This is a genomic window from Lysinibacillus agricola, from assembly GCF_016638705.1.
GTDB classification, from domain to species: Bacteria; Bacillota; Bacilli; order Bacillales_A; family Planococcaceae; genus Lysinibacillus; species Lysinibacillus agricola.
Map to the genome: position 1 here is coordinate 3,614,562 of NZ_CP067341.1, position 12,838 is coordinate 3,627,399.

Consider the following 12,838-nt stretch of genomic DNA (forward strand, 5'->3'; position numbering starts at 1 on the left):
CAGATACTAGTTTATATTTTACTTACTGCGAGGTTCATCAGTTACATAGTTTTATAACCTTTCTTGACATTCCATTTTCCACAGGTAAAATTAAACTTAGGAATAAGGAGGGACATGCATGGCTCGTTTAGCTGCATTTATTGTAATGCTTATTCCAGGTCTTATGGCTGCAGGTGGCATTAAATTCATGCGTGATACATTATTTGGTAAGCTTATTTCACCTTTCCCATTTTTATGGCTACAATTCGTCGTTGGCATTATTCTCTTTGTTATTGGCTTTGGCTTTTTCGCAGGATTCTTACTTCACCGCGATCGAAAAAATGGAAAAATAGCTCCACGCTTCCAAAAAAAATAAAAATAGCTATCCTATTAAGTCTCAACAGACTTATTGGATAGCTATTTTTATATTCATTCAAAAGCATCAGCTACATTGTTTATCTGTAGCGAAAGCGTAGCGTCAGTAACGATTTCGCCAAGGTGAAATTGATTAACGTTGTTGTCTCTCAATTACTTTATCCGGAAAATCAGTAATCCAACCAATTACAGAAGGATGCGGATTCGTTAAAAATGTTTCATCCCCATCAATTGCATAAAAACGACATGCTTTATCACTCGCTACACAAGCCTCTAAATATCTTGGTTTATAATACCTTTTATGCATATGAACACTATCAATCGCTTTGTAATCACTAAGCAAATCCCATTTTATTTTTTTCGTTGCTATAAGTGCTGTTTCATATTCTGGCCTATATTGTTTCACAATCTCTAGAAGCTCATAGTGAAACGATGAAAAATGACTGCCAATAGGCAAAGTTAGCCCATGAAGCATTTGAATAAGTGCGCTTTTATTATCAAGGATTGTTGATTTTAATTCGATATTAAGGGGTAGTTGTTGTGAATTTGCCCATGCTAAAACTGCATCAAACGTTGGAATTTTATACGTTGAAAATAATCGTCTCCACGGCTTCCCAAGTTTAAATCTTTGTAGCTCCTCTATCGTACATTCATTCACAAGCTTATTGATGCCAACCAATCTTGATAGCTGTGAATCATGATATACAACGGGAATTCCTTCTTTTGAAAGCTGGATATCTAATTCAATCCCATCTGCTCCCAGCTCTAATGCCTTTTCAAAAGCCTTGAAGCTATTTTCAAGTGCATACGCTGAAGCCCCGCGATGTGCAAATACAGGAATGAAAGATTCACTAGACATTTAACTCACCGAATTCGAGAAGAAATTTACCATTTGTCATTTTACCTAACAAGGATGATTTTTTTCCAATTTGAATATAGGTACCAGGATAAGCTTCCTTGGTCACAATAATTTCCTCTTTCCCTGCATGACGCATTTCATCCATCATTAGCTTAACCTCACGATCAATTGTCATTGCTTCCGCTTTCAATTTCGTTAAGCTATGCTTTGTTTGCTCAAATGTAGCTATCTGCTCCTTAGACATTTGGCTCAGGAGTGATAGTAAGCTTTTAATTTTTGCTTCGTGCTCTGAGATTTCTAATTGCAGTTGCTTAAGCTTCGTTGCCTTTTCTTGCATAATCGAATAACTTTCCTTTTTATTGACGCTTTCGATGATTAAATCAGTTCGACGCTCTAAACGATTTCCTGAGATGGCAGTGACGATTGTATTTTTGGCAACTGCACGGCCCCCAATAATTTTACCTTTTCGTTCGTCCACAAAGATAGAATGTGCAGAGAGCTGTGATCCCAATGCATAAAATCCTATATGAATACTGTCATTTGCAACTAAATTCGACTCATTGACATGCTTGACAAAAATATTGCCGCCTGCCTCTACAAGAGTTGAGCCCAGACCAAAAATTCCTCCGCGAATATAGACATCCCCTTCAATGGATTTAATAAGTTTGGCACCGCTTACACCTTCAGCACCTTCGATGGAAATATCTCCAGTAGCAATGACTGTATAGCCAGATGAAACTGTTCCTTTAATGCTTAGGGATCCATTAAATTCTAGATTACCGGTTTCAACGCCAACATCTCCATTAATAGGTAAATGTCTATTTACACCGATCATGCCTTTGACATCATCTAATACACCAGCTATTTTCGAACGGATGACAACTTTCCCATCCTCTTCCACTTCATAAGCTGATTTTTTATCGTATCGTATAGGAAAATCACGACCTGGTGCAGCAGCCATAATTTCGCCTAGTACATTTTTCCCAGGTTCACCTAAAGTCGCAGGGATTTTTTCGCCTAGCCACGAACCTTCGGAAATTTCAGAAATAAAGTTCATGTCATAATAATCAGCTTTCCCATCTTCGCGAATTACTGGCTTTCTCTCTGGTTTAGGTAAGTATGTAATTTGTGCATCTATTCCTGCCACAGGTGGTGTTCCTTGTGCAATTAAAAATGCTTTTCCTGGCTCAATCTTGGAAATATCAAAATCCAAAACCCCATAAACAATTCCTTCGTTTTCAAGTGTTTCTAGAATTTGTTGAGTTAATTTTTCTTTATTCTTTAGAATATAATCATGTGTTTCATATATAAATATAGAGGTAGACATTTTGTCTCGTGCAATTTCCGCTTCAACATTTGGAAGCCAGCGTCCAATTTCAACAGGGCTTGAGCTTTCTGTTGCTAAAACATTTTTTAATATTGAAAAATTAGACAATTTAAGTCGCGGATGACTACGTAAAATACTATCAAATTCTTTTAATGGAAAACTGGCACTGTAAGTAAGCATAAATACCTTGCCATTTTCTTCAGATATTTCGAAGTTATCATTTCGAACTAGAATCAAGCTATCTCCTCCTTCCCTCTAACTGTAAGTATATACAATCTATTTACATTTGTTTAGAGACAATTGTCACTACTCAGAAAGAATATACACGTACTTTATAAGCAATATATATATCCACCTTTTTTATTTTCACATCATTATTAGTCGATTTATACTATAAAAAAGCAAGGATTTTCTCAGTCTTCAAAATCTCACTGTCCACATTGATACATTTCACTGTTAACAATTAGGAAATTTACTTATTTTTCAACCAACTTAAATAATAAATAATATTTCTGTCATAATTTTCATAATCATACTTAGGCCTTCAAGACTAAATAAACATGCCTTGGAAACCGTTTATACAGGTGTTCGAATAAAGTTGAATGTTGGCTACTAGTCCTTCTCTAGAATAACCTCAATGTGAAGATGCGCACCTAATTGATCAAAATTTAGGAGCTGCTCACGTGTCATAAAGTAAACGCTAATGCTTCCATTCATTCCAAGCCGCACTTCAAATAAATTATCTTCTATCTGTGTTATTTCTAACGAGTTTTTTTCGTCAAGCTGTATGTTTACGCTTTTCATATGTTATCACCCAATTAAATTATAAACGATCAACAGCATTGTTGATCGTTTAATTTATTACTTTCCTAATACATGTTCCGCTAACACACTTTGAATTTTATATATGTGAATCAATTTCATAAATCACTTTTTTCAAGAGCTTAGACTGCTCCTATTAAGATAAATTACGTTTTTAAAAATTATGCTGCTTGAGTTTGTGTTTCAAATAAAGCATTGAGACGATCCACTGCTAATTTACAGGCATTATAAATAAACGTCACCAGGTTGAAATGAAGTTTTGCTTTTCTTCCTGTTCTGTGACGGACATTGTTTAACTGAAAATATTGCTTTAAGTATGCATTTACACGTTCAACGGCTGTGCGCTCTTTATATAGTTGTTTCCAAAGTTCAGAGCCTCGTGCTGGATACGTGAATTTTCGTAAATCCGTGTCACATTTGATTTTGAAAACCTTCTGACAGAGGGAATCATTACGTAACGGACAGGTTGCACATTCTTTTGGTCTTGTGAATTTTAGTGTTCGGTACTTTTCATCGAAGCTGTCGTAACAGTAGCTGTGTTCACGTACACAGGCTGGCCTGAAATGCTCATCAAATCCAAGATACTCGCCTTCATTACGGACATTATAGGGAATAACTGCACGCATTTGATACGCATGTAATTGACGGTAAATAGGCTCATAATCATACCCTGCATCCAAAATAGCGGTCTTAAAATGCCCTTGAAATAGGTCTTTTCCTTTCTTTAAAAGAGGAATCGCTGCTTTACTATCCGACAAATTGGCAGATGTCATGAGGCGTCCAACAATATATTGACTCTTTGTGGTCACCGCGAGATGTCCTTTAAAGCCAAAACCAAAAACGTATTTTTGCCATCACTGTTCTTTTTGATGCCCCAATTTGGTTCGATGGGTACATCTTGCCACAGTGTCTCTAGTGGTGTATCAAGTTGGTCCTTGATTTCTTTTTCATAAGTTGACTGATTGGCTTTTGATTTCTGCTTGTTCCGTAAGCCAGCTGCTTTTCGTTCTTCTTTTGATTTTCGTCCACGTTTTTTTTGGGTGGTGCAGGCTCTTTTTTTCTCCGAAGGTTTCGCTGCATCGCGTGACTCAAAATGAGTGGCATCAATCGCGAGGTGTTCATCACAAAGGAAACCTTCTATAAAGGCTGTTTGAATCAATGTATCTTGCATGTGATCGAGCACATCTGATTGACTAATGACGTCGATCATACGCGAATAGGACGCTTCAGAGGGCACAACATCAGAAACAAGAAAACCGCAATCCAAGCGGAATAAAGGATCATTGACCAAACGTTTGATTAAATCCTTGATTGTTGGAATTCGTTCGACAATACGAATAATGAGTGACTGTATCATAGCACCGTAATTTAATTCACGTGGGGCACCACGTAATGTCTTTTTTGAAAACAACTGAAAAATAGGTTGCACGTCGAAAGTGGCAAAAATCGTATCAAAACGACGAGAACTTTCCATTTCCAATAATTCTTGGATGTCAAATAGGCTCATTTGTTTTACAATAGTCATAGGGCATTCACCTCATTCAGTATGTTAGTTTCGTCGCTACCATTATACCGAATTTGGGGAGGTGCCCGTTTTTTATTGTTTTAGAACCCTTGATACTAAAGGGACTAGAATTATGAAATTAACTCATGTTAGTTGATTTATTAAAGTTTTTCTGTATCGGTAATTCACTACCGGAAACCCAAATTTTTAACTCTGCATCTAGATCAAATGTTCCCGCAGTTTCAACTGAAAAATGAAGAATACTCTTATATGGAATTGAATGATATTGCGTTTTCTTTCCAGTGACTCCTTGTTTATCGATTAAGATAAGTCTTTTATCCGTAAAAATAAACGTATCTCTTATAATTTTATAGGCATTCTTAATTGTTTCATTAGGTGTTAGTAAATCTTTAACTTCTTCCTGTAATTTTTCTAGATTAACTTCACTTGCATTACCTATTATCCCATCAAATAACCCCATCTTAACTCCCCCTCCAAATGTCCATCCTTCATTTAAAATATGAGATTATTTTTCCATAAATTCAACACCACTCCGTTAAACGATACTATTTAAAATTTCGAATAAGCAGTAATTTTTAATTGATTAAATACTAAAATAGGGTAAAATTACACTAAAATAGATGTTCATTGGATAAATTGAGCAAATGGTTTGTAGCTTCAATAATAGGGGGGATTTTTATTTTTCAATAAGATAAACAAAGCTTATCACACATCAATCAAGGACTTGTGCGTAAAAAATGAATATTGTTAAGAAGAAAGCAACAATAAAGAAGGGTGACGTAAAATGAATAAAAAAAAGATATATATTACAATTAGTATCCTAATTGCTGTTATTGTCATTGCTATTCCAATGGGTTTTATTTATGTGCTAAACAATGGTAATCCGTATACAAAATACATGGCTAATAAGTATGTTCCAGAATACTTAGAAGTGAAGGGATATACAGACGAAGAAATTGAAAAATCACATTATATTGAGCCAAAGTACTTAATAAATAAAGATTTTTATCACGGACATTATATGGTCATTTTTAAAGATGAGCCGAATACAACCTATTATTATGGAATAACTAAAAAAGGAAAACAAGTTCAGCAATTTTGTGAAAAAGACATACTTTCATCGGATGGTGTTACTGACATATTTGAGGGTGAGACAAAATATAGTGAGAAAGAATGTAAAAATTCTTTAGATAATAGAGATTAACGTTAACAAAGACTATTATCTCCTTTACCAATAGAAACAATAACCATCACACATCTATCTATGGGCTTGTGCGTAAAATTACACACAAGTCCTTTTTATGCTACCTCTATCCCTATCCACATTGCTACGCAAAGAGCATTAAAGTTAGTTCATATGACTTCAAGATCTCTGGTGATAAATATTTAGCGTCACAGCGTAACATAATTCAGTAATCGTACTCTTTTTGAACACAAAAAAAGACACCCTTCCACTTTTGATTTTCAAGGAAATCAATAAATGTAGGCGTGTCAAATTCATACGTTCGTATTTAGTTCTTATAAATTATGACATTATTGAAGCTGATCTATCATCGACTAACGTTTATTAAACACCTAATTGCTGAATAGGCGAGAGTCTACATACCATGCTTCTCACTTTATTAACTTATATCAATTATGTAGTTTTACTGTCTCTTTTCCACAAATAACAAAATTAGTGTTGCCAATGGACCTAATACAAGAGAAAGTAAAAACCAATTTAACCCCGTTCTATTCTTCCCTTGTGCAAGGGCAGCATTTATCAACGCCAATGTACCCCAACCTACGAAATATTGGCTATCCATCATTCCGACCCCCTATCTATTTAACAATACGGTACTGTTAGTGTACATTTCTTCACAAATTTGATTATAACACATCCAAATAACACGCTTCATACAAGGTGTAAACACTGTTAAGTTATGACACAATCAAAAAAGCCCACTCCATTAAGTAATCACCTTTGCAAATCACAAATTATTAATTTCAATATCTTCTGCTTTCGGAAGATTGCAAATAAAAAAAAACAACCTACTCAAAAGAGAGTAAGCTGTCATTCTTCAATTCCTTTTGCTCTAATATCAATCATCTTTAATGCAATATCAGAAACTAAAACTGTATTAGCCTTAATAATTTCTAACTCATAATCATTAGGTTCATCTATATACTTTTTAAGTGCTTGAAACCTTATATCTTGGTATTTTTTCAGTTCCTCAAATAGGTATGCAATCTTTTTATCTCCTTCAGTAATAGTATTTAATTTGATACTATTCATACTTTCTTCAACTGATTCACCAGTTTCGAGTAACTCTTTCATTTGATAATCCTCTAATGGCAAATTGGAAGTGAATAACAAATATTTATTCAAGTTTACTTGATGCTCAACTAAGATGATATTGAAATCTTTCATAATTATATCGACTTCTGCACTTAAATCATTTTTAGGTTGTGGGTCAATAACCTCTTCTTCCATTTCCTTTTGTGCTACTTCAATTTTCTTATTAGGTTCAGTTTCTGATACATTATTAACATCAGCCTTCACAGATTCATTCTTACCGCACGCCCATAGAATCATTATAATACCAATAATTAGAGATAATCATTTAATCTTTCTCACTTCACAACACCCCTATTTTCACTACTCACAGTTATATATTACCAACGATATAATTGTAAGGGAATACCTATTTTTTTATGATGTTATGGTAGCGTACAAAATAAACAGATAGGGGTACCCGCCGCTTCTTGTAAATACTTTTCCAATCTAATTCGAATTAATCTTTGTTTGCTATAGTCCACATTAATAATGCGATAAGTCACATCGTAAACAGTTACATTACCATATGTATCTTTATTTAGTCCAAAATACTCCTTAATTGCTTCATTATCACGAACTGTTATCTCATAAATTGGTTTATTTAGATTAATCGCTTCATTAGATGAGATTGAAAAATCTTTGCATTTTAATATTGCAGGAAAATCGCCTATCTTCGTTAACTACGTCTCATAAACTGGACGTCCTAACTTATCGTTCCCTAAAATTGAAAGGATTGAGGAATCGATTCTTCTTTTTTTATGTTTGAGGAGAGGATAAAAGAAATCAATAAATATCAAAAAGCATAAGCTTTTTACGCCTATGCTTTTTCAAAAATTAATGTTAAGACATCGTTATTCTTTTACAAGCTACTTTTGCTGCTGGAATTCCAACACCAGCATCAAGTGCTGCATCTACTGATTCTCCCCAAGAACCACTGCTAGCCTTTATTTCGTTCCCTGCTGTAAAAACTCCCTCTGCTACAATGTTAATACAATCATAATAGTCTGGATTATGATTACTTTCAAGATAATGTGCAGCTAATTCGTCTGCTTTCTTTTGTATTGAAACTCGACCTTGTTCAGCCAATGAACTAAAAACACTCTCAGCTTGCCCGCCAAGATGTACTATTCCGTCGTTAATGTCTCGACCAGTACGATGTATATCTCCCATTTCAGATGACATATTTAGTCCTCCCAATCCTTGAAATTTGAACATGTTCTTAAGTTCACAAATATTTTCTCCAACTGAGATTGATCTTATCCATCAACAACTGTCCTAAATAATCCTCAATTTCCACTAGGGTAATTTAACTCCCCAACTACTTCCAATCCCTGTACTGATCAAACTTTGTCACATCAAACGCTTTAAAGAGTTGTAGAAGTTCATTATCCTCTAGCATTACCTTCATTTTATGCTCTGGCTTGACGTTCTTAACGTTTTTCAGTGGATTAGTATGAATCACTTGTTCTTGATACAAGTAAGCGGAAAACACCTTTATATTGCGTGTATAGTTTGCAATTGTAGTCTTGTCTATTTCAATATCGAAATCAGTCATAAAAAAAAACACCTCCATGAACGGGAATTCCCCATAAATGAATGTGTTTCATAATTTAATTCAATTAATTAACATTAGTTATATGAAATCAGTAGTTAGTCGGTATAAATTCAATGAATTCTCTCTAAATAAGTCCTGTAATCCCTTGTAGCTCTAAACTTAGCTCGCCATCATATCAATACGAATCTTGTCAGCGATCATGGCGATGAATTCGCTATTTGTCGGCTTCGATTTTAAATGATGTACTGTATACCCAAACATCGACGAAATCGATTCATAATTGCCACGATTCCATGCGACTTCAATCGCATGACGAATCGCACGCTCAACTCGTGATGGAGTTGTATTGAACTTTTTGGCGATTTCTGGATATAAAATTTTCGTCACAGAGCCTAATAACTCGATATCTTCGAATACCATTTGAATTGCCTCTCGCAAATAAGAGTACCCTTTAATATGTGCAGGAACGCCGATTTCTTTAATAATGGCTGTGATCGTGCTATCTAATTGATGTTGATTTAATTTTTGAGGTGCCGCAGGTTGTAAAACGCTTGTCTTTTTAGGAAGCATTGCCTTCTGTCCAGCACAATGTAAAATCTTTTGAACTAACTGATCGAATTCAAATGGCTTTAGCATGAAATAGGAAGCACCTAAGTCTACAGCTTGTTTCATGACATCTTCTTGACCAAAAGCAGTCAACATTATAACTTGAACGGATGACATTTGTTCATTTTGATACATTGATTCTAATACAGCTAACCCATCAAGATGTGGCATTATTATATCTAGAAGTAAAATATCAGGTGTAAATTCCTCCAACATTTGCAAACAAACTTTCCCATTTGAAGCAGTTGCAATTATTTCAATTTCAGGATGCCCTTGAAAATACTGCTCCATCGTTTTTAATAACTCACGATTATCATCTGCAATCGCTACTTTAACCTTTGTCATTTCAATTCCTCCTTCTGAACTATGCTTTGAATCATCTCAAAGCGTTTCCCTACCCCTTATGCGTTTTTTAGCACACTGTGGAATTTTCGACATTTTTGTTTTAAAAACCTTTTCTATTTCCAAAAATGAGTATGTAGTCCGATACTTTCTTTTTATATCGACAAGTTACGATAAATACCAGCAAATTGTCGAATGCTTATATTATTTATTTTAGTGAATAAACTGAGATAAAACTACAGTTTTTTTAAAGTATCGCTAATCCCTTCATAAATAAATGAAATACTTCCAAATAATAAATAACACTTCCATGAAAGAATGGAGCCGCCAAAAGGAAGCTCCATTTTTTTATGATGATTTTTTTAACATTTCCGCTACTGTAATTGCAGCTCCCTTTTTAGGCTCCTCCACAAACATATGTGTAACTGCACCCACAAAACGACCGTCTTGAATGATAGGACTGCCACTCATCCCCTGCAAAATACCACCTGTTTTTTCAATGAGCTTTTTGTCAGATACTATGAATTCAAGGCGTTCATTTTCGACCTTTGTAATTTCAATAGAAAAAGTTTCCACCTTACTGCCCTCTATCGCCGTGTAGATTTCAGCTTTTCCTGTTTTTATATCCTTTTCATGCATAATTTCAATTGCTTTAGGCAATCTTTGTTGATAACCGTCTTCCCAACGGCCAAAAATTCCATAAACTGTATTTTTATCTATACTCCCTAATCGTTCCTGATGTTTTTCAATGGAGGATATTTTATAGCCAGGTTGGCCAGGTATACTTTTACGAATTTGTTGAATCGAAGCTAAAAAAATGGAGCCAGCATGGAAAATAGGGGCTTCTTGTAAGGTTGAATCAACAATTTGATGGCCTAATGCACCGTAATTTTTTGTCTCTGGATCAATGTATGTCAATGTTCCTACTCCATCTGTTTCATCTTTTAAAAAGGAAATAACATGTTCTGCTTCTTGCTCCTGTAACTCAAGGGTTACTTCTTTTCCTTCATTTTTTATCGTCCATTTCTGTTGCCCTTGCTTAGCAACAGCTTGTTTGGCATCCGCAAGCGTTTTTACAGTGATATCATTTATTTTTTCAACAACAGCGCCTCCTTTCATCCACTGATTGGAAGCTAATAGCACATCATGCGCTACAAATACATGTGATAGCTGAAGTTGAATTCCAATTGCTTCGCCCATCGGAATAAGCTTTTTTGCAGCAAAAACCTTTACGGGCATGAACAATAAAACGATGAGCATAGGCAAAATGACAAATTGACGCCAACGACGATACATACGACACCTCCTTTTCATTTTTGTCTTTTTACTATGTGTTGTTGTGGCATTCTTATAAGCGGTAAATATTTGTGCAAAAAGAAAAAACCCAGAAACATCAGTGCTGTTTCTGGATTCTTTGTTATCTCATTTGTTTTTTTCGTTCATTTGCCATTTTTAAAAGCTCTGTTGCGTGCTGCAACGTTAAGTCTGTAATCTCTGCACCGGATATCATGCGACTCACTTCTTCAATACGAGCATCCGTATCTATTTCCAACAATGACGTAAATGTGCGATCATGCTCGACTTCTTTTTTGATAAAATAATGATGATCTGCCATCGCAGCCACTTGTGGTAAATGCGAAATACATAAGACTTGGGAATTAACGGATACCGCTGCAATTTTTTCTGCGATCGCTTGCGCCACGCGTCCACTTACACCTGTATCTACCTCATCAAAAATAATTGATGTTATGCCGTTAGAAGAAGAGAAAATCGTTTTAAGTGCAAGCATCATTCGCGATAATTCTCCACCAGAAGCAATTTTTGGTAAAGATTTTGGTGGTTCGCCCACATTCGTAGAAATATAAAAAATTACTTGGTCTTTACCATTCGCATCAAAGTAAGGCAATTCATCAAAATTAACAATAAATTTGGCTTTTTCCATATGTAATTCGCGTAGTTCGGCCATAATAGCTTCACTTAGATTATGCGCAGCTGCCTTTCGTACAGTAGAAAGTTCTGCAGCAAGCTCATTTAGTACTGATTCCATTTCCAGTACTTTTCGTTCTTTTACTTGCAAAATTTCGTCACGATTTAAGAGCTCATTAAGCTCTGTTTTAATTTTTTCGTAATACGTTAAAATCTCTTCGACTGTTGAGCCATATTTGCGCTTCAAATTTTGTAATAAGGCTAAACGCTGCTCAACCTCATTTAAACGAGCAGGGTCAAATTCTAACTCATCTAAAACATTTTTGACCTGATATGCAGCATCTTGTAACGCATAAAACGCAGTTGTGACTGATTCTGATGCCTCTTTAAATTGCTCGTCAATGGTCGCAGCATCCTCTAAGGCACCCATAGCATTGCCAATCCAGTCAAGGCCTTTTGATTCACCTTGAATAGCTTCATATGCTGCACTGGAACGTTCGAAAATCTTATTGAAATTCATAAGACGGCGTCGTTCATCAAGAAGCTCATCTTCCTCGCCAAGCTTTAAATTGGCATCCTCTAGCTCTTTCATTTGGAATTGGTACAAATCAATACGCTGCGCCATTAACTGTTCATCAATCGAGATAGAAGCTAATTCTTTTTTAAGCGAACGATATTCATCATACTGGGAACTGTACAATTCTTGAATTGATATAAGTTGTTCCTCAGCAAAGTGGTCAAGTAAAAAGATATGCTGTTTCTCATCCATGAGTTCTTGATTTTCATGCTGCCCATGAATATCGATGAGGCTAGCACCAATATCACGTAGTACAGATAATGGCACAAGTTTACCATTTACTCTACAAACACTTTTTCCAGAATCATTTAAATCACGGCGTAAAATAATGGTATCTTCTTCGATTTCAATGCCGGCCTCTTCAAGTTTCTTGTGAACAGGATGTCCAGAATTTGAAATTTGAAATAAACCACCTAATTCAGCCTTTTTAGTCCCATGTCGAATGAATTCGGAATTTCCTCGACCGCCAGCAAGTAAATGAACTGCATCAATAATAATTGATTTTCCTGCACCTGTTTCACCTGTTAAAACAGTTAAACCATCTGAAAAGCTAACTGTCAAATCTTCAATGATGGCAAAGTTTCGAATACTAAGCTCTCTTAACACAAAATGTCACCTCTGTATCAAA

Annotated in this window: 13 protein-coding genes and 1 pseudogene; 2 read left to right on the plus strand and 12 right to left on the minus strand. The window is 35.3% G+C overall.

Annotation, left to right across the window (positions count from 1 at the left end; translation table 11 throughout):
* Positions 1–118: 118 nt before the first annotated feature.
* Complete coding sequence (locus FJQ98_RS17970; protein WP_053594584.1) at positions 119–355, plus strand: DUF2627 domain-containing protein; 237 nt, start codon at positions 119–121, stop codon at positions 353–355.
* Between the two features lie 132 nt (positions 356–487).
* Here the strand turns inward: FJQ98_RS17970 and FJQ98_RS17975 are convergent, their stop codons facing one another.
* From FJQ98_RS17975 to FJQ98_RS17995, 5 genes and pseudogenes are all read right to left on the minus strand, one after another.
* Positions 488–1,213: a glycerophosphodiester phosphodiesterase gene (locus FJQ98_RS17975; protein WP_053594583.1), complete on the minus strand. Its 726-nt coding sequence runs from the start codon at positions 1,211–1,213 to the stop codon at positions 488–490.
* On the minus strand, positions 1,206–2,777 hold the full coding sequence (locus FJQ98_RS17980; protein WP_201406490.1) for a flagellar assembly protein A: 1,572 nt from the start codon (positions 2,775–2,777) through the stop codon (positions 1,206–1,208). The genes FJQ98_RS17975 and FJQ98_RS17980 overlap by 8 nt, the downstream gene beginning before the upstream one ends.
* Positions 2,778–3,152: 375 nt before the next feature.
* Positions 3,153–3,344, minus strand: coding sequence for a hypothetical protein (locus FJQ98_RS17985; protein WP_053594581.1), 192 nt, complete (start codon positions 3,342–3,344; stop codon positions 3,153–3,155).
* Between the two features lie 179 nt (positions 3,345–3,523).
* Positions 3,524–4,887, minus strand: a pseudogene (locus FJQ98_RS17990) (transposase).
* A 118-nt stretch (positions 4,888–5,005) separates the two neighbouring features.
* A complete protein-coding gene (locus FJQ98_RS17995) occupies positions 5,006–5,347 on the minus strand; it encodes a PH domain-containing protein (protein WP_053597082.1) in 342 nt (113 codons plus the stop codon).
* A gap of 324 nt (positions 5,348–5,671) precedes the next feature.
* Here FJQ98_RS17995 and FJQ98_RS18000 point away from each other — a divergent pair, with 324 nt between their 5' ends.
* Positions 5,672–6,091 (plus strand): DUF3139 domain-containing protein, encoded by a 420-nt coding sequence (locus FJQ98_RS18000; protein WP_053597081.1) that lies wholly within the window; start codon positions 5,672–5,674, stop codon positions 6,089–6,091.
* A gap of 442 nt (positions 6,092–6,533) precedes the next feature.
* Here FJQ98_RS18000 and FJQ98_RS18005 read toward each other — a convergent pair whose 3' ends face one another.
* The 7 genes from FJQ98_RS18005 to recN all read right to left on the minus strand — a co-directional run bounded on the left by FJQ98_RS18005 (position 6,534) and on the right by recN (position 12,816).
* On the minus strand, positions 6,534–6,695 hold the full coding sequence (locus tag FJQ98_RS18005) for a hypothetical protein (protein WP_201406737.1): 162 nt from the start codon (positions 6,693–6,695) through the stop codon (positions 6,534–6,536).
* A 245-nt stretch (positions 6,696–6,940) separates the two neighbouring features.
* Positions 6,941–7,429: a hypothetical protein gene (locus tag FJQ98_RS18010; protein ID WP_143115069.1), complete on the minus strand. Its 489-nt coding sequence runs from the start codon at positions 7,427–7,429 to the stop codon at positions 6,941–6,943.
* A gap of 615 nt (positions 7,430–8,044) precedes the next feature.
* Positions 8,045–8,386, minus strand: a complete 342-nt coding sequence (locus FJQ98_RS18015; RefSeq protein ID WP_053597079.1) for a hypothetical protein — start codon at positions 8,384–8,386, stop codon at positions 8,045–8,047.
* A 136-nt stretch (positions 8,387–8,522) separates the two neighbouring features.
* A complete protein-coding gene (locus FJQ98_RS18020) occupies positions 8,523–8,759 on the minus strand; it encodes a hypothetical protein (protein WP_053597078.1) in 237 nt (78 codons plus the stop codon).
* 159 nt (positions 8,760–8,918) lie between these two features.
* Complete coding sequence (gene spo0A, locus FJQ98_RS18025; protein ID WP_053597077.1) at positions 8,919–9,710, minus strand: sporulation transcription factor Spo0A; 792 nt, start codon at positions 9,708–9,710, stop codon at positions 8,919–8,921.
* 345 nt (positions 9,711–10,055) lie between these two features.
* A complete protein-coding gene (locus tag FJQ98_RS18030) occupies positions 10,056–11,003 on the minus strand; it encodes a SpoIVB peptidase S55 domain-containing protein (RefSeq protein ID WP_053597076.1) in 948 nt (315 codons plus the stop codon).
* A 121-nt stretch (positions 11,004–11,124) separates the two neighbouring features.
* Complete coding sequence (recN, locus tag FJQ98_RS18035; protein WP_053597075.1) at positions 11,125–12,816, minus strand: DNA repair protein RecN; 1,692 nt, start codon at positions 12,814–12,816, stop codon at positions 11,125–11,127.
* Between the last annotated feature and the right edge of the window lie 22 nt (positions 12,817–12,838).

Excerpts from the sequence above, each read along its gene's own strand:
- FJQ98_RS17985 (WP_053594581.1), bottom strand. The coding sequence starts at position 3,344 with ATGAAAAGCGTAAACATACAGCTTGACGAAAAAAACTCGTTAGAAATA.
- FJQ98_RS18030 (WP_053597076.1), bottom strand. The coding sequence starts at position 11,003 with ATGTATCGTCGTTGGCGTCAATTTGTCATTTTGCCTATGCTCATCGTT.
- FJQ98_RS17970 (WP_053594584.1), top strand. The coding sequence starts at position 119 with ATGGCTCGTTTAGCTGCATTTATTGTAATGCTTATTCCAGGTCTTATG.
- spo0A (WP_053597077.1), bottom strand. The coding sequence starts at position 9,710 with ATGACAAAGGTTAAAGTAGCGATTGCAGATGATAATCGTGAGTTATTA.
- FJQ98_RS18015 (WP_053597079.1), bottom strand. The coding sequence starts at position 8,386 with ATGTCATCTGAAATGGGAGATATACATCGTACTGGTCGAGACATTAAC.
- FJQ98_RS17995 (WP_053597082.1), bottom strand. The coding sequence starts at position 5,347 with ATGGGGTTATTTGATGGGATAATAGGTAATGCAAGTGAAGTTAATCTA.
- FJQ98_RS18020 (WP_053597078.1), bottom strand. The coding sequence starts at position 8,759 with ATGACTGATTTCGATATTGAAATAGACAAGACTACAATTGCAAACTAT.
- FJQ98_RS17975 (WP_053594583.1), bottom strand. The coding sequence starts at position 1,213 with ATGTCTAGTGAATCTTTCATTCCTGTATTTGCACATCGCGGGGCTTCA.
- FJQ98_RS18005 (WP_201406737.1), bottom strand. The coding sequence starts at position 6,695 with ATGATGGATAGCCAATATTTCGTAGGTTGGGGTACATTGGCGTTGATA.
- FJQ98_RS18000 (WP_053597081.1), top strand. The coding sequence starts at position 5,672 with ATGAATAAAAAAAAGATATATATTACAATTAGTATCCTAATTGCTGTT.